Source organism: Streptomyces sp. NPDC046866, assembly GCF_040704625.1.
Lineage (GTDB): Bacteria > Actinomycetota > Actinomycetes > Streptomycetales > Streptomycetaceae > Streptomyces.
Map to the genome: position 1 here is coordinate 26,876 of NZ_JBEYXN010000035.1, position 21,292 is coordinate 48,167.

21 protein-coding genes are annotated in these 21,292 nt (G+C 73.3%); 9 read left to right on the forward strand and 12 right to left on the reverse strand.

The window, feature by feature from the left end; genetic code table 11:
• Positions 1 to 198 precede the first annotated feature (198 nt).
• The 3 genes from AB0953_RS32340 to AB0953_RS32350 all read left to right on the forward strand — a co-directional run bounded on the left by AB0953_RS32340 (position 199) and on the right by AB0953_RS32350 (position 3,128).
• Positions 199 to 969, forward strand: coding sequence for a glycerophosphodiester phosphodiesterase (locus AB0953_RS32340; protein WP_366863145.1), 771 nt, complete (start codon positions 199 to 201; stop codon positions 967 to 969).
• A 67-nt stretch (positions 970 to 1,036) separates the two neighbouring features.
• Positions 1,037 to 2,419 carry an MFS transporter gene (locus tag AB0953_RS32345; RefSeq protein ID WP_366863146.1) on the forward strand — a complete coding sequence of 461 codons (1,383 nt, stop codon included), beginning with the start codon at positions 1,037 to 1,039 and terminating at the stop codon, positions 2,417 to 2,419.
• 334 nt (positions 2,420 to 2,753) lie between these two features.
• Complete coding sequence (locus tag AB0953_RS32350; protein WP_007262928.1) at positions 2,754 to 3,128, forward strand: RNA polymerase-binding protein RbpA; 375 nt, start codon at positions 2,754 to 2,756, stop codon at positions 3,126 to 3,128.
• 177 nt (positions 3,129 to 3,305) lie between these two features.
• Here the strand turns inward: AB0953_RS32350 and fxsA are convergent, their stop codons facing one another.
• The 4 genes from fxsA to AB0953_RS32370 form a co-directional block, all read right to left on the reverse strand.
• Positions 3,306 to 3,890 carry an FxsA family membrane protein gene (gene fxsA / locus AB0953_RS32355; protein WP_366863148.1) on the reverse strand — a complete coding sequence of 195 codons (585 nt, stop codon included), beginning with the start codon at positions 3,888 to 3,890 and terminating at the stop codon, positions 3,306 to 3,308.
• 45 nt (positions 3,891 to 3,935) lie between these two features.
• Positions 3,936 to 4,739: a polyprenol monophosphomannose synthase gene (locus tag AB0953_RS32360; protein ID WP_366863149.1), complete on the reverse strand. Its 804-nt coding sequence runs from the start codon at positions 4,737 to 4,739 to the stop codon at positions 3,936 to 3,938.
• A gap of 241 nt (positions 4,740 to 4,980) precedes the next feature.
• Positions 4,981 to 6,627: an amidohydrolase gene (locus AB0953_RS32365; protein ID WP_366863150.1), complete on the reverse strand. Its 1,647-nt coding sequence runs from the start codon at positions 6,625 to 6,627 to the stop codon at positions 4,981 to 4,983.
• 79 nt (positions 6,628 to 6,706) lie between these two features.
• The gene (locus AB0953_RS32370) at positions 6,707 to 7,147 is read right to left on the reverse strand and encodes an Lrp/AsnC family transcriptional regulator (RefSeq protein WP_361913816.1); all 441 of its coding nucleotides are present in this window, start codon (positions 7,145 to 7,147) and stop codon (positions 6,707 to 6,709) included.
• Between the two features lie 218 nt (positions 7,148 to 7,365).
• Here AB0953_RS32370 and AB0953_RS32375 point away from each other — a divergent pair, with 218 nt between their 5' ends.
• On the forward strand, positions 7,366 to 7,806 hold the full coding sequence (locus AB0953_RS32375; RefSeq protein ID WP_366863151.1) for a hypothetical protein: 441 nt from the start codon (positions 7,366 to 7,368) through the stop codon (positions 7,804 to 7,806).
• Between the two features lie 212 nt (positions 7,807 to 8,018).
• On the opposite strand, the gene AB0953_RS32380 is transcribed toward AB0953_RS32375, so the two are convergent.
• Positions 8,019 to 9,113: a phosphotransferase family protein gene (locus tag AB0953_RS32380; RefSeq protein ID WP_366863152.1), complete on the reverse strand. Its 1,095-nt coding sequence runs from the start codon at positions 9,111 to 9,113 to the stop codon at positions 8,019 to 8,021.
• A 76-nt stretch (positions 9,114 to 9,189) separates the two neighbouring features.
• A complete protein-coding gene (locus AB0953_RS32385; protein WP_366863154.1) occupies positions 9,190 to 10,323 on the reverse strand; it encodes a hypothetical protein in 1,134 nt (377 codons plus the stop codon).
• A 241-nt stretch (positions 10,324 to 10,564) separates the two neighbouring features.
• Here AB0953_RS32385 and AB0953_RS32390 point away from each other — a divergent pair, with 241 nt between their 5' ends.
• Positions 10,565 to 10,807 carry a hypothetical protein gene (locus AB0953_RS32390; protein ID WP_366863155.1) on the forward strand — a complete coding sequence of 81 codons (243 nt, stop codon included), beginning with the start codon at positions 10,565 to 10,567 and terminating at the stop codon, positions 10,805 to 10,807.
• Between the two features lie 16 nt (positions 10,808 to 10,823).
• On the opposite strand, the gene AB0953_RS32395 is transcribed toward AB0953_RS32390, so the two are convergent.
• Positions 10,824 to 11,252 carry a MarR family transcriptional regulator gene (locus AB0953_RS32395; protein ID WP_366863156.1) on the reverse strand — a complete coding sequence of 143 codons (429 nt, stop codon included), beginning with the start codon at positions 11,250 to 11,252 and terminating at the stop codon, positions 10,824 to 10,826.
• A 143-nt stretch (positions 11,253 to 11,395) separates the two neighbouring features.
• Between AB0953_RS32395 and AB0953_RS32400 the strand changes: the two genes are divergently transcribed.
• Complete coding sequence (locus AB0953_RS32400; RefSeq protein ID WP_366863157.1) at positions 11,396 to 12,316, forward strand: MBL fold metallo-hydrolase; 921 nt, start codon at positions 11,396 to 11,398, stop codon at positions 12,314 to 12,316.
• 722 nt (positions 12,317 to 13,038) lie between these two features.
• A complete protein-coding gene (locus AB0953_RS32405) occupies positions 13,039 to 13,530 on the forward strand; it encodes a hypothetical protein (RefSeq protein ID WP_366863158.1) in 492 nt (163 codons plus the stop codon).
• 14 nt (positions 13,531 to 13,544) lie between these two features.
• Here AB0953_RS32405 and AB0953_RS32410 read toward each other — a convergent pair whose 3' ends face one another.
• The 5 genes from AB0953_RS32410 to AB0953_RS32430 form a co-directional block, all read right to left on the reverse strand.
• Positions 13,545 to 13,937 (reverse strand): GNAT family N-acetyltransferase, encoded by a 393-nt coding sequence (locus AB0953_RS32410; protein ID WP_366863159.1) that lies wholly within the window; start codon positions 13,935 to 13,937, stop codon positions 13,545 to 13,547.
• The gene (locus AB0953_RS32415; protein ID WP_366863160.1) at positions 13,937 to 15,109 is read right to left on the reverse strand and encodes an acyl-CoA dehydrogenase family protein; all 1,173 of its coding nucleotides are present in this window, start codon (positions 15,107 to 15,109) and stop codon (positions 13,937 to 13,939) included. The genes AB0953_RS32410 and AB0953_RS32415 overlap by 1 nt, the downstream gene beginning before the upstream one ends.
• A 347-nt stretch (positions 15,110 to 15,456) precedes the next feature.
• The gene (locus tag AB0953_RS32420; protein ID WP_366863161.1) at positions 15,457 to 15,612 is read right to left on the reverse strand and encodes an SCO1431 family membrane protein; all 156 of its coding nucleotides are present in this window, start codon (positions 15,610 to 15,612) and stop codon (positions 15,457 to 15,459) included.
• A gap of 141 nt (positions 15,613 to 15,753) precedes the next feature.
• Positions 15,754 to 16,185: an SPW repeat protein gene (locus AB0953_RS32425; protein ID WP_366863162.1), complete on the reverse strand. Its 432-nt coding sequence runs from the start codon at positions 16,183 to 16,185 to the stop codon at positions 15,754 to 15,756.
• A gap of 93 nt (positions 16,186 to 16,278) precedes the next feature.
• The gene (locus tag AB0953_RS32430) at positions 16,279 to 17,775 is read right to left on the reverse strand and encodes a C39 family peptidase (RefSeq protein ID WP_366863163.1); all 1,497 of its coding nucleotides are present in this window, start codon (positions 17,773 to 17,775) and stop codon (positions 16,279 to 16,281) included.
• A gap of 262 nt (positions 17,776 to 18,037) precedes the next feature.
• Between AB0953_RS32430 and AB0953_RS32435 the strand changes: the two genes are divergently transcribed.
• A complete protein-coding gene (locus AB0953_RS32435) occupies positions 18,038 to 18,673 on the forward strand; it encodes a hypothetical protein (RefSeq protein WP_366863164.1) in 636 nt (211 codons plus the stop codon).
• A 384-nt stretch (positions 18,674 to 19,057) separates the two neighbouring features.
• Positions 19,058 to 21,067 carry an AAA family ATPase gene (locus AB0953_RS32440; protein ID WP_366863165.1) on the forward strand — a complete coding sequence of 670 codons (2,010 nt, stop codon included), beginning with the start codon at positions 19,058 to 19,060 and terminating at the stop codon, positions 21,065 to 21,067.
• The last annotated feature ends 225 nt before the right edge of the window (positions 21,068 to 21,292 follow it).

Sequence of the window (21,292 nt, forward strand, 5' to 3'; positions counted from 1 at the left end):
TTGCGCCCGGGATTGGATTGGCCGTGCCGCCTCAGGGTGCCACGGGAGGGGCCGCGGGACCAGGGGCGGGCCGGTCGGGAGCGGGCGCGGGGCGCGACGCGGGGGGCGACGCGGGGTGGGGCCCGGGCCGGGGCCCGGGCCGGGGGGAGGTTTCGGAGCGGGGCGCCGGGGCGGGGCTCGAGGAGGCATACTGCCGCGGTGACGCACGTACGCCTGTCCCATCCGTACCTGGACCACCCGGCTCCGATCCCCTTCGCGCACCGCGGGGGCGCGGCGGACGGTCTGGAGAACACCACCGCCGCCTTCCGGCGGGCCGCCGACGCCGGGTACCGGTACTTCGAGACCGATGTGCACGCCACGGCCGACGGCAAGCTGGTGGCCTTCCACGACGCGACCCTGGACCGGGTCACCGACGGCCGGGGCCGGATCGCGGACCTGGCCTGGAAGGACCTGCGCCGGGTCCGGGTGGGGGGCGGCGAGCCGCTGCCGCTGTTCGAGGAGCTGCTGGAGGAGTTCCCCGACGCCCGCTGGAACATCGACGTCAAGGCCGAGTCCGCGCTGCATCCGCTGGTCAACCTGATCGCCCGGGCGCGGCTGTGGGACCGGGTGTGCGTGGGCTCGTTCTCGGAGAGCCGGGTGGCCCGGGCGCACCGGCTCGCCGGTCCCAGGCTGGCGACCTCGTACGGGGTGCGCGGCGTGGTGGGGCTGCGGCTGCGGTCCTGGGCGATCCCGGCGGCGCTGCGCGCCGGTGCGGTGGCGGCGCAGGTGCCGGAGCGGCAGGGCGGGATCCCGGTGGTCGACCGGAGGTTCGTCCGGGCCGCGCACGAGCGGGGTCTGCAGGTGCACGTGTGGACCGTGAACGAACCGGAACGTATGGAGGCTCTCCTCGACCTGGGGGTCGATGGCATCATGACCGACCGGATCGACATCTTGCGCACGGTGCTGGACCGGCGCGGGGCCTGGGCCTGACAGGGCCGGCGGGCTGCGCGCGGGTGCCCGCGGGCCGTGCGGTACGGGGACCAGCGAGGGGGCACTGATGAGTGCGCAGACGACGGACGAAGCGGAATCGGGCTCCGAGGACGGCAGATCGGCCGCGCAGGCGGCTGCCGCGCGCAAGCGGGAGCAGCGGGGCTGGTACTTCTACGACTTCGCGGTGTCGGTGTACTCGGCGAGCGTGCTCACGGTGTTCCTCGGGCCGTACCTGACCTCCGTGGCGAAGGCCGCGGCGGACGCCGAGGGCTATGTGCACCCGCTGGGGATCCCGGTGCGGGCCGGGTCGTTCTTCGCCTACTCGGTGTCGGCCTCGGTGATCCTGGCGGTGCTGATCATGCCGCTGGCGGGGGCGCTCGCGGACCGGACGGGCCGCAAGAAGCCGCTGCTGGCGGTGGCCGCGTACACGGGTGCCGCGGCCACCACCGGAATGTTCTTCCTCGGCGGGGAGCGCTACCTGCTGGGCGGGGTGCTGCTGATCGTCGCGAACGCGGCGCTGTCGGTGTCGATGGTGCTCTACAACGCCTACCTGCCGCAGATCTCCACGCCCGACGAGCGCGACACGGTCTCCTCGCGGGGCTGGGCATTCGGCTACACGGCGGGCTCGCTGATGCTGGTGGCGAACCTCGCCCTGTACCTGGGCCACGACGGCTTCGGCCTGTCGGAGGGTGCGGCGGTGCGGATCTGCCTGGCCTCGGCGGGCCTGTGGTGGGGGGCCTTCGCGGTGATCCCGCTGCGCCGGCTGCGGGACCGGGCGGTGGTGCGGGAGCCGGGTGCGGTCGAGGCGGTGAGCGGCTGGAAGCAGCTGGTGGCGACGCTCAAGGACATGCGGCGCTACCCGCTGACGCTGTCGTTCCTGCTGGCGTACCTGATCTACAACGACGGCGTGCAGACCGTGATCTCCCAGGCGTCGGTGTACGGCTCGGAGGAGCTGGAGCTGGAGCAGTCCACGCTGATCGGGGCGGTGCTGCTGGTGCAGGTCCTGGCGGTGGGCGGGGCGCTGGCGATGGGCCGGCTGGCGCGGACCTACGGGGCGAAGCGGACGATCCTCGGGTCGCTGGCGGCGTGGGCGCTGACGCTGGGGGCGGGGTACTTCCTGCCGGCCCGGACGCCGGTGTGGTTCTTCGCGCTGGCCTCGATGATCGGGCTGGTGCTGGGCGGGAGCCAGGCGCTGTCGCGCTCGCTGTTCTCGCACCTGGTGCCGGCGGGCAAGGAGGCGGAGTACTTCTCCGCGTACGAGATGAGCGACCGCGGGCTGAGCTGGGTGGGTCCGCTGGTGTTCGGGCTGACGTACCAGGTCACGGGGAGCTATCGGGACGCGATCATCTCGTTGGTGGTCTTCTTCGCACTGGGTTTCGTGCTGCTGGCGCGGGTGCCGGTGCGGCGCGCGGTGGCGGCGGCGGGCAATCCTGTTCCGGAGCGGATCTGATCGTGTTCAGGACACGAGCGGAAGCCGCCCGGCACGCGCTCCCGGGCCGGATCTTCCTACGAATTCCGAACGGATTTCGACGTTGAAGCAAAGGGCCGGTAGTGTACGCCTTTGGCCTGCCAGGCGGAGCGTTACTGCGTGCTGAAGAAGTGAAGACGTTGGGTGACATCTGCTGCCAGATGTGACAAAACGGGCATTGGTGGGTACAACAAGGGGCGGCACGACGGGCGACGCATCACCCGGAGCGGGAATCTATACCGCCGACCGGACGTTGACCGGATGACGACGACAGCGACACCTGTCCTGTGGGCGACAAGCCCGGGAGGCACGATTCATGAGTGAGCGAGCTCTCCGCGGTACGCGGCTCGTGGTTACCAGCTACGAGACGGACCGCGGCATCGATCTGGCCCCGCGCCAGGCGGTGGAGTACGCATGCCAGAACGGACATCGATTCGAGATGCCGTTCTCGGTTGAGGCAGAGATTCCGCCGGAGTGGGAGTGCAAGGCGTGCGGCGCCATGGCACTCCTCGTGGACGGGGACGGGCCCGAGGAGAAGAAGGGCAAGCCCGCGCGAACGCACTGGGACATGCTCATGGAGCGGCGTACCCGCGAGGAGCTGGAGGAGGTCCTGGCCGAACGGCTGGCGGTCCTTCGTTCCGGCGCCATGAACATCGCCGTGCATCCGCGGGACAGCCGCAAGTCCGCCTGACGGCCGGACGAAGAGAACAAGCCGAGGGCCCCGCCACCAGCTGGTGGCGGGGCCCTCGGCTTGTTCGTCTGCTCTCGGCCTCTTCGTCTGCTCTCGGCCCTCGGCTTGCGGCTTGTTCCTCTGCCGTCGGCTTGTTCGTCCGTCGGGTTTCGCGCCGTACGCCGCTCCGGAGCCGCGTCAGGGCGCCAGCGGCGGACGGTAGCCGGTGTCGGGTTCCGGGCGGTGCGGCGGCCGGTCCTCGCGGATCACCTCGCCCTGGACGACCTTGCCGTCCGGGTAGTGGATGCGGGCCTGCTGGAAGGCGTCGGCGAAGCTCCCGGACTGCGCCGCGGCCATCCTGCGCTCCAGGGTGCGGGCCGTACGCCGGCCGATCCACGCCCGCACGGGCGGGACGAGCAGCAGCAGGGCAACGAGGTCGGACAGCAGGCCGGGCACGATGAGGAGCAGGCCGGCCAGCATGGTCATGCCGTTGCCGGAGCCCGGTCCCGGCCGCGGTCCTGCGGGCGGGCGGCCCTGCTGCGCCTGCTGGAAGGTGTCGGTCAGGCTCCGGAAGGCCCGGCGCCCGGCCCGCTTGATGACGATCACGCCCAGCACCAGCCCTGCCGCGAGCAGCGCGGTGACGGCGAGGGCTCCGCCCGCGTCGGCGACCAGGCCGAGCAGCCAGATCTCCAGGACCAGCCAGGCGGCGACCGCCAGGGGCAGGAGCGTACGGGCGGGCGAGCGCCGCCGGGGGGCCGTCGAGGTGGGAACGCCGGTCGTCATGCCCTCCAGTGTGCCCGGCGCGGCGTAAAAGCGGCTTCAGCCGCCTCAGCCGCCGGTGCCGGGCCGGCCCTGGCTCTTTCCGTGGCCCTTGTCGTGGCCCGTCAGCTTGGCCGCGTGGACCTGCAGGCCCCACTGGGTGACCCGCCACAGGGCCTCCACCACGATGTCGCGGCTCATCTTGCTGTCGCCGAACTCGCGCTCGACGAAGGTGATGGGCACCTCCACGACGCGGAAGCCCGCCTTCACGGCGCGGCGCGCGAGGTCCACCTGGAAGCAGTACCCGGCGGAGGCCACCTCGGCCAGGCCGAGTCCCTCCAGGGTCTCGCGGCGGAAGGCGCGGTAGCCGCCGGTGACGTCGCGGATCGGGACGTCGAGCATCAGCCGGGAGTACGTGGAGCCGCCGCGCGAGAGGAACTCGCGGCTCTTGGGCCAGTTGACCACCCGGCCGCCGGGCACCCAGCGCGAGCCGAGGACCAGGTCGGCGCCGGCGAGCGCGGTGAGCAGCCGGGGCAGTTCCTCGGGCTGGTGGGAGCCGTCGGCGTCCATTTCGACGAGGACGCCGTAGTCCCGCTCCAGGCCCCAGGCGAAGCCGGCCAGGTAGGCGGCGCCCAGCCCCTCCTTGCCCTTGCGGTGCAGGACGTGCACGTGGTCGTCGCCGGCCGCCAGCTCGTCGGCGAGCTTGCCGGTGCCGTCGGGGCTGTTGTCGTCCGCGACCAGGATGTGCGCCTCGGGGACCGCAGCGCGCACGCGCGCGACGATCGGCCCGATGTTCTCCGCCTCGTTGAAGGTCGGGATGATCACCAAGGTCGTGCCGAGCGGTCCGTGGCCTCGCTGTCCGCCGTCGCTCACTGAGTCCGCCTTCGTGTTCTCGTACGTCCTGTCACAGAGGATGACTTTAGAACAGTGGTCGGGGCCCGCGGTCCTTCGGGCCGGTCGCGTTCGCGCCCGTGGCGGGCGGCCGTGACCGTTGTCTACTGGACCGCGGGGTCCCCGGCACCGGGCCACCCCGCCGCCGGCGGGCGTCCGCCGGGTGGCCGCGGCCGAACCTATCCGGGCCCGGCCCCCGCACCCCAGCCCGGGAACTGCGGGATCACCCCTGTGGCCGTACGAAAACTTCCCGGCCGCCGACGACGGTGGCCAGGCACACGGGCAGTTCGCGGCCGGGGGTCAGGTCGGGCAGTCCGGGGGTGCCGGAGCGGGGGTCGGTCGACCAGCGGGCGACGCGGTCGTCGGGGGCCTGGACGACCAGTTCGCCGGTCTGCCACAGCGCGTAGTCGGCCGGGGCGCCGGGTACGAGCACGCCCGCGCCGTCGCGGCCGAGGGCCCGCCAGCCGCCGCGGGTGTGGGCGGTGAAGGCGGCGCGCACGGAGATGCGGTGCTCGGGGGTGCGGTGGAAGGCGGCCGCGCGGACGGTGCCCCACGGGTCGAAGGGGGTGACGGGGGCGTCGGAGCCGAATGCGAGCGGCACGCCGGCCCTGAGCAGGGCGGCGAAGGGGTTGAGGGTGCGGGCGCGCTCGGCGCCGAGCCGGTCGGCGTACATGCCGTCCTCGCCGCCCCAGGCCGCGTCGAAGGCGGGCTGGACGGAGGCGGTGAGGCCGAGGTCCGCGAAGGCGGCGATGGTCTCCGCGGTCATCATCTCGGCGTGCTCGATGCGGTGGCGGGCGGCGCGGACGCGGTCGAGGCCCACCCGGTCCGCGGCGGCGCGGAAGCCCTCGACGACGGCGCTGAGCGCGGCGTCGCCGATGGCGTGGAAGCCCGCCTGCAGGCCCGCCTCGGTGCAGGCGGCCACGTGCTCGGCGATCTCGGCGGCGTCGAGGTAGCCGGTGCCGGTGTGCCCCGCGTCGGTGTACGGGGCGTGCAGGCAGGCGGTGTGGGAGCCGAGGGCGCCGTCCGCGAAGAGGTCGCCGGCGGCTCCGATGGCTCCCAGGGCCCTGGCCTGCTCCAGGTCGCGGTCGGCCCAGTAGCCGAAGACGCGCGGGCCGGGCCGCTCGCGCGCGAGGTTGAGCAGGTCGGCGAAGTCCTCGGCGGAGGAGATGTCGGGGCCGCCGCATTCGTGGACGGAGCCGATGCCGAGGGAGGCGGCGTGGTCGAGGGCGGCCCGCTGGGCCTCGGCGCGCTGGGCGGGGGTGACGGCGGCGAGCGCGGCCCTGCGGACCGCGTGGTGGTCGTCGCGGGTCAGGGGTTCGTCGCCGCGGACGACGACGGCGGGGACGAGGTCCAGCAGGGCGGTGGTGACCACGGCGGAGTGGACGTCGACGCGGCTGAGGTAGAGCGGGCGGCCGCCGGCGGCCTCGTCGAGCTCGGCGCGGCGCGGGGCCCGGCGTTCGGGCCAGCGGGCGGCGTCCCAGCCGTGGCCGAGCAGGACGCGGTCGGCGGGCCGGCGGCGGGCGTACGCGCGGACCAGGCCCAGGGCCTCGGCGAGGGAGGCGGCGCCGGTGAGGTCGAGGCCGGTGAGGGCGAGGCCGGCGGAGGTGGTGTGGACGTGCGCGTCGGTGAAGGCGGGGGTGACGAGCGCACCGTCGAGGTCGACGACCTCGTCCACGCCCTGCGCGAAGGCGTCGGCGGCGCCCTCGGAGCCGACCCAGGCGATGTGGCCCCGCTCGACGACCATCGCGGTGGCGAACGGGTCGGCGGGGCTGTGTACCTCGCCGCCGCGCAGGAGGACGGTCCGGTCGGGGCCGGGTGCGGGCGAGGGGGCTCCGGCGGCGTCGGCGGAGCGGGCGGTGCGGTCAGTCATGCGCACCAGTCTCCCGGTTCCCCGGGGCCGGCTCGACCGCACCCCCCGGACCCGCAGGGCGGGGCGGTCCGTTCGCGGGTCAGATGCGGGGCGGGCGGGCCTCGTACGGGGTGGAGAGGACCACGGTCGTACGGGTCGAGACGTGGGCCAGGGCCCGCAGGCGGCTCAGCAGGTCCTCCAGCTCGAGCGGGGTGGCGACGCGGACCTTCAGGATGTAGTTCTCGTCGCCGGCGACGCTGTGGCAGGCCTCGATCTCGGGTACGCCGGCCAGCCGGTCGGCGATGTCGTCGGGGGCGCTGGGGTCGAAGGGCTTCACCGAGATGAAGGCCGTCAGGGGCAGGCCGACGGCCTCGGGGTCGACGACGGCCGCGTACCCGCGGATCACGCCCCGCTGCTCCAGGCGGCGTACCCGCTGGTGCACCGCCGACGTGGACAGTCCCGTGGCCTTGCCCAGGTCCGTGTAGCTCATCCGCCCGTCCCGTACCAGCAGGTCGACGATCTGGCGGTCCAGCTCCTCCATAGCGCTCATAGCCGCTCAACCTACGGCCCGAGGCCCCCCGAGGCCCAGTGCTGTCCATCCACAAGTGGCACCTGCGGCGGGCATGTGACCAAAGCCACAAGGGTATGCCCTCCTGTGCCGGGTTGTTGTGGTTACTCGTGCCGCGCGACGGGAAGTGCTTGCTGTGGCCGAGGCCCAAGGACATGCCACGCCCGGCCCACCCAAGGGGGAGTACATCCATGCAGAACACCAAGCGCGCCGGTCGCACCGAACCGGAGCCCCTCGATCCGAGCGCCGTCTCCGACTTCGCGGACGACGCTGACGGCCTCGAGGACGGCGAGGGCTTCGAGATCCACCACGCGATCTGCCCCGACTGCGGCCAGTCGATCGCCCTCGTCGCGGACGAGGAGTACCTGCCGGAGCACGCGCTCTGCCTGACGCCGTGGAACCCGTTCGGGCTCACCGTGTGCGCGGGCACCGGCCGTCCGGCCGTCGAGGCGCTGCCGGCCGCGGGCGCGGAGGAGTCCCAGGACCTCGAGGTCGTGCTGCTGACGCTGCCCCAGGGCCTGGACTGGCGTACGCAGCCGTTCTCGCACGTGGGCGGCCCCGGCTCGCGTCCGATGCGGCTCCTGGCGCCGACGGCGCCGCCGCAGCGCAGCGGACACGCGCAGGCCGCCTGACCGGTCCGGGCCGTACGGGCGGCGCAGGCGCCCGGAGTGCCGGGCGGGGCCGGTGCGTTGAGCGGGGCGGTGGCGGAGTGCGCCACCGCCCCTCACTGCGCAGGGGGCCTTCTGCGGCTGGCACGACGGGCCGTGGTGGGCCGTGAAGCAGCCAGGGCTGCACTGTCCCGGCCACCGGGCCGGGCCCGGTCACCGGTCAGCCCGTCGCCCCGTCACCAGTACGTGCCGCGCACCATCGCGTCGATCGTGGCGTGGTGCAGGATCAGGGCGTCCGGGTCGGCGGGGATCTCGACCTCCCCGAAGTGCGCCTGCCGGTAGGCGATGCGCAGCATCACGATGCCGTGGCGCAGGGCCGCGTACAGGGTGTGGAACTCCATGTCGCGCGGGGTGTGGCCGGTGAGTTCGGCGTAGCGGCGCTCGAGGTCGTCGCGGCGCAGGAAGCCGGGCAGGCCCGGCTGGCCGAAGCCGGTGGTCAGGTCCTGGAAGAAGCGGTGGAGGTAGACGGTCCAGCCGAGGTCGACCTCGCGCGGGGCGCAGGCGGCCATCTCCCAGTCCAGGACGGCGGCCGGTTCGAAGCCGTCGTAGACGATGTTGCCGATGCGGGCGTCGCCCCAGTTGAGGACGGCGGGCCCCTCGTCGGCGGGCCACAGCTCCTCCAGCCGGTCGAAGGCGCGTTCCAGGAGGGGGGAGGGGGCGAGGCCGTCGACCACCCAGGAGTAGTAGGCGCGTTGGGAGTCGACGTGTCGGCGCAGCGGACTGCCGGGGCCGTCCGGCAGCAGGAACTCGGCCTCTTTGGCCGGGAATTGGTCGTGCAGGCGGGCGAGGAGGGAGATGCTCGCCTCCTGGAGGGCGGCGCGTTCGGCGTCGGTGGCCGCGTGCAGCCAGTTGCCCTCGTACGTGTAGGGCATGACGTCGGGCGGGACGCGTCCTTCGGCGCGGGCCATGACGAAGAACGGGGCTCCGAGGGGTGCGGGGTCCTCTTCCAGCCACAGCACGCGCGGGACGGGCACGTCGGTGTGGGCCGCGACCAGGCTCATGACGCGGTGCTGGCGCGGCATGTCGTAGGAGGGGAAGACGCTGTAGGCGGCCGGGTCGGCGGCGAGGCGCAGGGCGCAGGCGCGGACCGGGGTCTCGGGGTGGTCGATGTCGAAGAGCAGGGTTTCGCTGGACATGCCGTTGGAGGCGGGGACGCGGACGCCGGTGACGCGTGCGCCGGGGAGCCGGCCGTCGAGCCAGGCGGTCAGGCGCCGGGCGAGTTCCTCGGGTGTGCGGGTGGAGGTGCGGGGACGTGGTGCGGGTGCTGCCATGCCTGCCCCTTTGCTGGTCGGTCCTGGTGGGCCGGCCGGGTCGGCCGGGCCGGCTTGCCGCTGGTTTCGGGTGCTGCTACGGGGCGACCGAGCCGTAGTCGGTGAAGCCGCTGGGGTCGTGGCGGCCGAAGGTGCCGTGCTCGAAGATGCCGTGGCCGGTCTGCCCCTCGAGGGTGAAGCGGGCCGCGTGGTCGGTGACGCCGAAGGCGGCCATGGGGTGGGCGGCGGGGTCGGAGAGGTCGTAGGTGCGCCGGTCGGTCCAGTCGCGGCCCTGCCAGGTGCCGTGCTGCCAGTCGGTGGCGGGCGGGTAGCCGGCGCCGACGGCGAGCGGGGAGGAGGCGAGGATCTCCACGCCGAGTTCGAGGGGTTTGCGGGCCGGGTCGGTGAGGTGGACGACGGCGCTGACGGGGTGGCGCGTGCCGGGGCGGTAGCGGATGTCGGTGTGCGGCCAGCCGAGCTGGACGTCGTGGCGGCCGCTGTCCTCGGGGAAGACCTGGACGGCCTCGTTGAGGGTGCGGTGTCCGTCGGCGTCCTCCTGGACGATGACCATGACGAACCGGTCGGGGAAGCGGACCGGGATCCAGAGCCAGTGGAAGCCCTCGGGCCGGTGCTCCTCGGCGGCCCGGCCGCCCTCCTCGCCGGCGATGGGGCGCACGCCCCAGCTGCGGTCGCGGGTGCCGGTCCAGTCGGTCGGGGTGAGGGTGAACTCCTCGCCCTTGGCGCGCAGGGTGCCGGTGACCTGGCCGGCCTGGACGAAGCGGCGGCCCTCCAGGATGAGGCGGTCGCCGCGGCGCTGGGTGTGGTGGGGCTCCCAGAGGGCCGGGAACTCGGCGGTCCAGGTGATGTCGTACGAGAGGCCGTCGGGGTCGGCGGGGTCGGGGTCGCAGCGCAGGGAGATCCGGCGGAGCGGTTCGTCGACGGTGATGCGCAGGGGCCCGACGGCGAGGTTCATGCGGTCGTCGGTGAGGGCGTCGGAGGCGCGGACGGCGAGGAGTTCGTCACCGATGCGGAGGGTGGCGTAGGCGTCGATGACGCCGGTGTTGGGGTAGACGCCGAGGCCGAGGATGAGGACGGCGCGGCCGGCGTGGTCGAAGACGTGGAAGATGCAGCGGTCGTAGGCGTTGCGGTCTCCGCTGACGGTGTGCTTCATCGACAGCGGGGCCTGGTGGACGGGGTACTCGTCCAGGGGTACGGGGCGGTCCGCGGGCATGGCGAGTCTCCTGGGGGCGCAGGGGCGCAGAGCGTGTGCGCGGAGTACGGGGGTGTGGCGCGACGGATATGACGGTACGTCAGAAACTCTGCTCGGGGCCATACTTCTGGCACTTCCTGACAGCCCGGCACGCCTGGCCACCGCCCCGGCACCGACCCGTGCGGCGGGACGGGGACAGCTCGAACGGATCCCCGGGCAGCCCGCTCGATTACCCGCAGGACGGGCGGCGCGTTGGCGCGGTATGACCGCACTCGACACCCCCGCACCGCCGATGGGCGGCCGGCGCCGTCGCCCGACGCCGTACGAGTACGAAGAATCGGTTCGGCAGCCGGCTCAGCCCCGGCAGCCGGACCCGCCGATCTACCGCGCGCTGCTCGCCCGCTGGGCCGCGGCCGGGCGGACCCTGCCGGGCCACGGCGATCCGGAATGGTCCCGGGTCGCGGCCTCCCCGATCTGGCCGAGCGGCCCCCTGTTCGGCGGCTGACGCCCCGCCCCTCGGGTCAGGAACCGGTGAGCGCCCGCTCCAGCAGCTCGCGCAGGACGCCCTGCTCCTGCTGATCGAGGCCGGACAGCGGGGACTCGGCGGCGAGGAGCCCGAGGAGCCGCTCACGCAGGGCGGTGCCCTCGGCGGTGAGCACGAGGTGCTTGGCGCGGCGGTCGGTGGGGTGCGGGTGGCGCCCGATCAACCCCTGCTTCTCCAGCTTGTCGACCACGAAGGTGGTGTTGGAGGGCTCGCAGCACATGCGCTCGGACAGCTCCCGCATGGTCATCGGCCCGCTCATCTCGCGCAGTGCGGTCGCCTGGGACGAGGTGAGCCCCAGGGCGGCGGCACGGTTGCGCACGTGCTCGGCGATGCGCTGCGCCAGCCCGTTCACCAGGCCGCACAGCTGCCGCTCGGCGAGGACCTGCGGCTCCGGTGAAGTCGTCATGCCGCCACCCTAACAAGTCCGTCAAGCCAAAACATTTACAGCTTGAATGATTTGAACTTGATGCATTTGCTGCCTATGGTGGGCGCCGTCGCCGCGGAAGATCGCGGGGGCCGCACCTGACGACACCTCACAAGGGGGCAACCATGGCCGACTTGACACTGGACCAGGGCCAGGACCAGAACCAGCGCGACAACCAGGACCGGGACGAACGACTGCGCCGGCCGTCGGGGATCCGCTCGATACGGCTGGGGGACGTGAAGGTGTCGTACGTACCGGACGGCGACGTCCGGCTGCGGCCGCTCCGGCTGCTCCCGGACACCACCGACGCGGTGTGGGCCGAGCACCCGGAGTACCTGGACGGCACCGGTCACCTCGTGGGCAGCGTCGGCGCCCTGCTGGTGGAGCACGGCGACCGCGCGCTGCTGATCGACGCGGGCTTCGGCCCCCAGGCGCTGGAGCTCCCGGAAGGCCCGCTGCACGCGATCCGGGGCGGCGCCCTTCCGGCCGGGCTGGCGGAGCTCGGACGCCGCCCGGAGGACATCGAGGCGGTGGCCTTCACCCACCTCCACGCCGACCACCTGGGCTGGGCCTGCCACCCGGTCCCCGGCGGCGACCGCCCCCTCCTCTCCCGCGCGGAGTACCTGATCTCCGAGCAGGAGTGGGACCGGCGGGACCTCCTGGAGGAGCAGGGCATGTCCGACCAGGTCGCGGCCCTGGCGGAGCGCGTCCGCACCATCGCGGACGGGGAGGAGATCTTCCCGGGCGTGCGCGTCCGGATCACCCCGGGCCACACAGTCGGCCACGCCGAGTACGTCATCACCGGGGGCGGCCGCCGCCTGATCGCCTTCGGCGACGCCATGCACTCCCCCGTCCAGGTCGACCACCCGGAGTGGTCCTCGGGCTTCGACCACGACCGGACCGCGACCGCCGGCCACCGCCCCCGCCTCGTCGCCGAACTGGCCGAGCCGGACACCATCGGCTTCGGCGTCCACTTCGCCGACGTGGTCTTCGGCCGGGTCGACCGGAACGGCGAGGGCCCGGCCTGGCACCCCGTGGACGCCTGACCTGGCCCGGCACGGCACCCCCTGACGGAATGCGGTTCGGCTCGGGAACCCCTGTCGACAGAGTCCGGCCGTGACGTGCGTCGGGTGTCGGACACGAGATGCGGCAGTCACTGGGGGCGGAACATAATTGAAGGTGCTCCTTTGAGGATGCGGTCTTTGGTGTGGACCCGCCGGGCGGGCAGGTGGTGAAGCCGGCCCGGTGGCCCTGCCCCGCAACGCTGTTCGGTGGCGTCCACCGCCGCCCCCAGTGCCTGACGAGCCACCAGTTGTTTGCACCCCGGCGGGACGTCACGCCACCGTGTTGGCCGCTCCCCCACCGTTGTGGTTCGCGAAGCCACCCAACGTCGTCCGGAACTTCAGAGCGTATGGGCGGTCAACAGCCTTGACGCCTCCCGCGTTTGACCAAAGGGAGCAATGGAGTGTTCGCGATGGTCCGGCTGCGGGCATCCCAGGGACGCGCCCACCGCTGGCCGGCCGAAACCGAAAGGCCAAACATGCCGATCAAGCCCAAACGGAGAATGTTGTGCGCCGCTGCAGCGGCAATAGGCGTAGCAGGGCTCTTCACGGGACCGGCCCCAGCGCAGGCGGACCCGACGCTCCCGCTGGCGCCCCCATGTGACTACGAGTTTCCTGCGCTTCTCCAACTCACCCAGGACAACGGTATTACCGTGCAAGTTCCCGTGTCCGGCTCCCCGCGACGGTCTGTCGGACCGGGGAAGGCCATGTACGCCATAGTCGGAAAAACAGCAGGGACGTTCGGCACGGTCTACGGAGGAATGAGCGGGCGCAGCATCAATTTCACCGCACACTGGGATCAAGGGCCGGGCGCCGGACTCACCAACACCTATACGGGCCAAGTGGGCGACGACGGCTTTGCGAGCGGCACCACCAGGAACAACCAGAACGCCACCAACAGCTGGCGCTCCAACGAGAAGATGTCCTGTGTATACAAGCCGCCGCCACCACCGAATCCTCCCCCGCCGCAGAATCCTCCCCCGCAACAGGAGAAAAAAACGGCAACGGTGACCGGTGAGGACGTAGACGTTTACAACGCCAAGAACGAGCCGGACGGTGCCGGGCAGGTGATTGGCATCCTGCGCGTCGGTCAAACAGTTGAGCTCGTAGGAGACTGCGCACCGGAATCCTGGTGCCAGGTCGCCGGAGACAACGTCCCCGGTGGCAAGGGCTGGGTTTGGGGGCACCTGAAGTTCTGAGCCGGGCCGGACGGCTAGAGCCGGAGCAGGCCCGCTGTCGTCGGGTGGAAGCCGCAGCGGGCGTAGAAGGGCTCGAGGTGGGGCTCGTAGTCGACGTGGAGCCAGTGGGCCCCGGCGGTCCGCGCCTCCTCGGCGGCGGCGCGGACCAGGCGGACCCCGAGGCCGCGGCGGCGCTCGTCCGGGTGGACGGTGGTGTCCAGGATGAACGCGTGGGCGCCGCCGTCGCCCGCGACGTTCACGTAGCCGACCAGGCGGCCGGCCCGCCGGGCGGTGATCCACGCGGTGCTGCGGGCCAGGACCGGCCCGAAGCGTGCCGCGCGGTGCCCCGGCCAGGCGGCGGCGAACAGCTCGTTCAGCTCGGCGTCGGCCAGGCCGGCCGGGCGCACCTCGAGGACCACCGGCTCCATCAGCGCGACTCGGGACCCGCCAGGTGGCGGGCGATGACCATGCGCTGGATCTGGTTGGTGCCCTCCACGATCTGGAGCACCTTGGCCTCGCGCATCAGCCGCTCGACCGGGAAGTCCGCGGTGTAGCCGTAGCCGCCGAGGACCTGGACCGCGTCGGTGGTGACGGACATGGCCGCGTCCGTGCAGAACAGCTTCGCCATGGCCGCCTGCCGGGAGAACGGCTTGCCGGCGTCGCGCAGGCGGGCCGCCGCCAGGTACAGGGACCGGCCCGCCTCGATCTTGGTCGCCATGTCGGCGAGCATGAAGCGCAGCCCCTGGAAGTCGGCGATGGGGTGGCCGAACTGCTTGCGGCACAGGGCGTACGAGAGGGCCTCGTCCAGGGCGGCCTGGGCGATGCCGATGGCGCAGGCGGCGATCCCGAGGCGGCCGGCGTCGAGGGCGGCGAGGGCGATGGTGAAGCCCTGGCCCTCCTCGCCGATGCGGCGGGTGTCGGGGACGCGGACGCCGTCGAAGTGCAGCTGGGCGGTGGGCGAGCCCTTCATGCCCATCTTCTTCTCGGGGGCGGCGGCCGTGAGGCCCTCCGCGTCGCCGGGGACGAGGAAGGCGGTGATGCCCTTGGGGCCCTCGCCGCCGGTGCGGGCGAGGACGGTGTAGAAGTCGGCGACGCCGCCGTGGGTGATCCAGGCCTTGGTGCCGGTGATGACCCAGTCGTCGCCGTCGCGGACGGCCTTGGTGGTCAGCGAAGCGGCGTCGGAGCCCGAGGCGGGCTCGGAGAGGCAGTAGGCGCCGAGCAGGCCGCCGCCGAGCATGGTGGGGAGGTGGGCCGCCCGCTGCTGCTTGGTGCCGTAGCCGGCCAGGCCGTGGCAGGAGAGGGAGTGCACGCTGACGCCGAGGCCGACGGTCAGGCGGGCCGCGGCCAGCTCCTCCAGGACCTGGAGGTAGACCTCGTACGGCTGGTCGCCGCCGCCGAACTCGCTGTCGTACGGCAGTCCCAGCAAGCCTGCCTCGGAGAGCAGCGTGAAGACCTCGCGGGGGAAGTGCCCGGCGTCCTCCTGCTCGGCCGCCTGCGGGCGGATCTCGCGCTGGGCGATGTCTCGTACGAGCGCCAGCAGGTCCCGGGACTCCTCGGTGGGCAGCTGTCGGTCCACCGGCTGCGGGGCGCGGTCGTTCATGGCGGCGCTCTCCTCCCTGGTCGGGCACGGCGGCGACGCGTGAGGTGTGGGACGCGCCGCCGGGGATCGGTGCTCTCACAGCCGATACTGCCCTCCCGGGTTGCGGAAGGGGCTGTTCAGCGGCTGCGGCGGCTTGAGTATGCCCGATCAGGGCCGTCCCGTCACCGGGGCAAGATCACCAGGATTTCGCCGCCTGAGCTGCGAGAACGGGCGGGTGCGGACACTCCGGGACGAACTTCCCGAGCGGTGCCGGTTCCGGTCCCGGCCGATGGGCCGACGGGGCTGCGGCCCACGGGGCTGTCGGCCAACGCGGGCCGCGACGGCCCGCGTTGCGGATTCGGGCGGGGTCAGATCAGGCCGATCTGCGTGACGAACATGGCGACGACGACCACCAGCGTCCATCCGAGGACGTGCTCGAGCCAGGACGGGGAATCGTCCTGGGGGCCGCCGGTGCGGGCCTTGTTGCGGGCGCGGGCGGTGAGGGCGGCGCTGAGTGCGGTCATGCCGTCCAATGTGCCAGCGTTTGCGGCTTTCGCGGTAGAGAGGTCCGGGGTGGCGCGTATCACGTCGGGGGCACTCCTGCGACCGGGCCCCGGCCAGCTCGCGGTCGGGGCCCGGCGCGCCGGACGCAGAGGGTCGGGCGGTCAGACGGCCGTGCCGCGGTCGCGGCGCGCCATGGCGGCCATGGCCAGGGCGCACAGCAGGGCGACGGCACCGGTGATGATGTTGTTGACGACGGTGCGGGTCGTGTCGACGTTGCCCGCGATGACCCAGGGAGCCACGATCGTCCAGGCTCCGATGGCGACTGCCGTCCACGCCATGGCGTGGGTGCGCTCGTAGGCGGAGCCGAGTCCGCTCATGCACAAGCAGTACGCCAGGCCGGCGATCAGGTTGTTGACCGCCAGCGAGGTGAGGCCGCTGAATCCGGCTATCCACGGCGACGCCGCCAGGTACAGGCCGGTGACCAGGGCCAATGCCTCCACGGCCTGAGCTGCCGGGGTGCTGGTGACCCGCTCGAACCGTGAGCGCATCTCGGCGAGGTCGGGGTGGTGTTCGATGCTGCTGTGAGTGGTCATGGCGGGCCGCCTCCTGCGAAGACATTTATGTGCCCTTTACGCCTTTATGTTGCGCTTATCCCCTCTCCCGGTCAACGGCGGGATCCGCCGCGCTCACAGCACTCCCACCGCCCTGAGCGCCAGGATCTGGGCGAGGGTGGGGCGCGCCGGGGCGTAGAGGTAGCAGATGCCGCCCGAACCGGAGGCGACCTTGCCCGAGGCGTTGTGGCGCTTGGTGCGCAGCCACACGTTCTCCCACTCGCGGCGCTTGTAGACCCGGCGGACGGAGGGGTTGTCCGGCGAGTTCGGGTCGTTGGCGACCACGTCGCCGGAGGCGGTGAAGCCGATGACGGTCATCAGGTGGCCGGAGGTTCCGTAGCCGGCGCCGGTGAGCTCCTCGGCGCGGAAGGACTGCGAGGTGATCGCCGGGATGCCGGCCCGGACGAGGGTCTCCAGCTGGGCGAGCGAGGTCAGCCGGGTGACGACGCCGGCGAGTCCCTCGTAGGTGGCGGCGTAGGCGGCGTTGAAGGGCCAGTTGCCGCAGCCCTTGTAGGCGTGGTCGTACGTGAAGCGGGCGGCGTGGCAGACCTGGGGGTCGGTGAAGCCGGGCTTGACCCAGGCCAGGTCCTTCCGGGCGGGCTTGCGGCCCCAGTACTCGATGACCATCTGGGAGGAGGTGGGGCTGCACCAGGCCTCGCCCCCGTTGTCGTACTCGGGGTACTGGCCGACGTGGACCTCCTGCGAGTAGCGGGGCACCGGCAGCTCGTGCGCCGGGCCCAAGGGGGCGGACGCGGGCACCTCGAAGCGGTCGGGGACGTCGGAGGCCATGGCGCCGGCCAGCCACACGGTCGGGCCGGAGCCGGCTGGGGAGCCGGGCTTGCGGTAGAGGGTCAGCCGCAGCTGCCAGTCCTTGATCCGCAGGCCGGCCGTCCGGGCGGGCACGTCGAGGGCGAGGGTGTCGGTCCACACGGTGGAACGGCCGTCGGTCTGCCCGTTCACGGAGGTGCGGCGGATGTCGGCGTCGCCGGAAGCCCAGCGGCCCATCACGTACCAGGGGGTGGCGCGGCCGTCGCTGTACGTGCCCCGCAGCTCGGCCTGGATCCAGGTGCCGGCCGGGGTGCGGGCGTTCCAGGAGGCGATCACCTCGGTCCCCGGAACGGTGGAGCGGTGCACCGGGGAGGTCCAGACGGCGTACTCCCAGGCGGCCTTGCGCCCGGTGTGCGGGTCGGCGTACTCGGAGCGGCCGGCCGGGGCGGCGATCTGCAGCCCGGGGCGGGGGCCGGTGAGGACGGCGGTGCCCTGGTGGGTGCCGGCCTGCCAGTGGGCGGCTGAGTACCAGAACCTGTTGTCGACCGTCGGGCGGCCCACGGCCCGGGCAGCGGCCGCGGCGTCGCCGTCGGCTGCTGCGGCGGCGGCCTGCGCGCCGTCGGGGCCGGCGGCCGCGGACGCGCCGGCCCCGGCCCCGGCTCCGGGGGCGGCGGGGCGGGGCCCGCCCGGCTGCCCGACGGCCGGCCGGCCTGCGGCCGCGGCCCGGCCGACCGGGACGGTGGCCGCGGCGACGGCCGCGAGGGCGACGGCGAGCAGGGACCTGCGGGGCGTGGGTGCGGTCATGGACTCCCCCAGACGTCGGTGTGCGCTGCGCCGCGCGCCCGAGCGGTGGGCTCTGCGCGCTGCGGGCGCGGTGCGCGGGTGCGGATGCGGATGCGGATGCGGTGTGGGTGCGGATGCGGATGCGGATGCGGTGAGCGTGCGGTGCGGGTGCGTGCGGACGGGTCTGCTTCTCGGCCTTCCACCCTTGCAGTTCCCCGCGCCCGGACGTCGATGCCACGGGCCGTGTCGGGGGTGATCCGCGGGCCGGTCGTAGGCTGGCCGGGTGGAGTCGCACCAGTCCCTTGCCTCACTCGCCCGCGAGATCGGCGCCCTGCCCCCGTCCCTCGGCCCCGTACGGCTGATCGGCATCGACGGGCACGCCGGGTCCGGCAAGAGCACCTTCGCCGGGCGGCTCGCCGAGGCCCTGGGCGGGGTTCCGGTGCTGCACCTGGACGACGTCGCCACCCACGAGGAGCTCTTCGCCTGGCCGGAGCGCTTGCGCGCCCAGGTGCTGGAGCCGCTCGCCGCCGGGTGCGCGGCCCACTGGGCCCCGTACGACTGGGTGGAGCGCCGCTTCGGCCCGGCGCGCGTGCTGGAGCCGGTGCCCGTGCTGCTCGTCGAGGGCGTCGGGGCCGGGCGGCGGGCGCTGCGCCCGCACCTGGCGCGTCTGCTGTGGATGGAGACGCCGCGCGCGCAGTCCTGGGGGCGCGGGCGAAACCGGGACGGGCGTGAACTTTCCGATTTCTGGGACGGGTGGGAGCGCGCGGAGCTCGCGCACTTCTCGGATGATCCTTCGCGCCCCTTCGCCGACACTCTGGTACGCCAGAGCGGTACGGGATACGAGTGGACTTCCGGGGCGGGAGCGACCGCTGGAAGGACCGGTTCCGTCACCGAAGGTGACGGACTCCCCCTGGCCTGAGCCCCTCCGGAAAACCGCTTGCGCAGCCCTTCACCGACCCGCTTGACCTGGGCCCCGGAGCGGCCTTACGTTCTGAATGCGCGGTCTTTCCAGGCCGCAGCGGACGCGAAGCCCCCGATTGTTCCCCCGTGATCGGGGGCTTCGTTCTGCCCCGGGCCGCTTCGGGGCCCCCTCCGCACCGGCATGGCCTCCCCAGGATCTTCACCCTGAGTCACCTCCGGGGCCGCCGACGCGCCGAGGACCCGCGCCCGCCGCACCCTACGTAAGGTGCGTAACCGCAGGTACGATGCAGCCCTGATTTCATCGGCGCAGTGGGCAACTCGCGGGCGCGGCGCGAGGGTTGCCCTGGCTGCGTACCACGGGGGCAGGCTTGTGGGGGATGTGATGGATTTCGGCACGCCGGGCAGTGGGCACGCCCCGGCCGAACTCGCCTGGCTGCGCGGCGTGGACGCCTGCACCATGGGCGCCTACCCGCAGGCCGAGGAGGAGTTCCGGACGGCCGTCCGGCTCGATCCCTCGATGGCCGACGCCTGGCTGGGCCTGCATGCGCTGCGGGTGGACACCACCAACGCGTTATTGCGCATGTACGCCCACCGCGACCGCTTCGGCGAACAGCGGGCCCGCCACCGCCGGACCCTCAACTCCTGGTACTGGCTGGGATGGTGGGTCCAGCCCGTGCTGGAGAGCCGGCGGGACCTGCTGCTCGCCCACGCCTCGCACTGGCTCGACGGCCGGCACGTACCCGAGCTGGACCAGGCCCTGGCCGCCCTGCCGCCGGTCGATGCGGACCCCCAGGTGCGGTTCCTGCACGCCTGCCGGGCCTACCTGGTCAAGGACTGGGAACAACTCGTGCGGCACACCGAGCCGTTGGTGGACGACCCGCTGCTCGGCATCGAGGCGGGCCTCTTCGGCGGAATGGCCAGGGTCCGGCTGGAGATGTACGGGCAGGCCGAGCCGATGCTCTCCGTGGCGCTGATGCGCTGCCGCAGCGAGCAGCCCCAGCGCAAGGAGCTGCGGTACTGGCTGGCGCGGGCCCACGAGGGGACGGGGCGCAGCGCGGCCGCGCTGCCGCTGTACCGGGCGGTGCACCGGGTGGATCCGGCGTTCATGGACACCGCGGCGCGGCTGACCGCCATCGAGGACAGCGAGGACGTCGACGGGTACGCCGGGTACGCGGGCTCCGGCTACGAGGGGTACGCCGGGCACGGGCTGTCCCAGGTCGGCGGGGACTTCGCGGCGGTCGCGCTGGGCGGCGGCGGCCCGGTCCAGGACGTCGCGGCGGACGGCCAGGTGGACCAGCCGGACCCGCTGTTGCCGCCCGAGCCGCCGGAGCCGCGGTTCGGGGGGCCGCCGGCCGGGGGCGGCCGGGCCGCGGGCGCGGGCGGCGTACGGCGCAAGGTGCCGCTGCCGGTGCAGGGCGGGGCGGGCGGTGGCCCCGGGGACCTTCCGGGCGGGGTGCCCGGGGACCTTCCGGGCGGACTGCCCGCGGGTCCGGCCGATCCGGCGCTGCTGGCCGAGGCGCTCGCGGAGCTGGAGCGGATGGTGGGCCTGGAGCCGGTGAAACGGCAGGTCAAGGCGCTCTCCGCGCAGCTGCACATGGCCCGGCTGCGGGCCGGGCAGGGGCTGCCGGTGCAGCCGCCGAAACGGCACTTCGTGTTCTCCGGGCCCTCCGGGACGGGCAAGACCACCGTCGCGCGGATCCTGGGGCGGGTGTTCTACGCGCTGGGGCTGCTGGGAGGCGACCACCTGGTGGAGGCTCAGCGGGCCGACCTGGTCGGCGAGTTCCTCGGGCAGACCGCGGTCAAGGCGAACGAGCTGATCGATTCGGCGATCGGCGGGGTGCTGTTCGTGGACGAGGCGTACAGCCTGTCCAACTCCGGCTACAGCAAGGGCGATGCGTACGGGGACGAGGCGCTGCAGGTGCTGCTGAAGCGGGCGGAGGACAACCGGGACCACCTGGTGGTGATCCTGGCCGGCTACCCGGCCGGGATGGACCGGCTGCTGTCGACGAACCCGGGGCTGTCGTCCCGGTTCACCACGCGGGTGGACTTCCCCAGCTACCGGCCGGCCGAGCTCACCGCGATCGGGGGCGTGCTGGCGGAGGCGAACGGCGACGGGTGGGACGAGGAGGCGCTGGAGGAACTGCGGAGCATCAGCGCGCACGTGGTGGAGCAGGGCTGGATCGACGAGCTGGGCAACGGCCGGTTCCTGCGGACGCTGTACGAGAAGAGCTGCGCGTACCGGGATCTTCGGCTGGCCGGGTTTCCCGGGGAGCCGTCCCGGGACGACCTGGCGACGCTGCGGCTGCCGGACCTGATGCAGGCGTACGGGGAGGTCCTGTCGGGCCGCGGGCCCGCCAACCGCGACCGCCAGGACCCGCCGCCGCCGCTCTAGCCGCGGCCGCCTCGCCGCTACCGCTGTCCCGCTGCGCGGAGCCGTTCCCCTCCCCGCCCCTTCCCGAAACCGGGTCCTGCGGCCCCGGCCCCCGCCGCGGGGCCGCGCCCCCGCGCCTCAAACGCCGGCGGGGCTGAATTCAGCCCGCGCGGCGTTTGAGCGCACCGGGCGCGAAGCGCCCAGATCGGAAGGGCGTCGGGTAGGGCAAGAGTGGGATATGCGAGG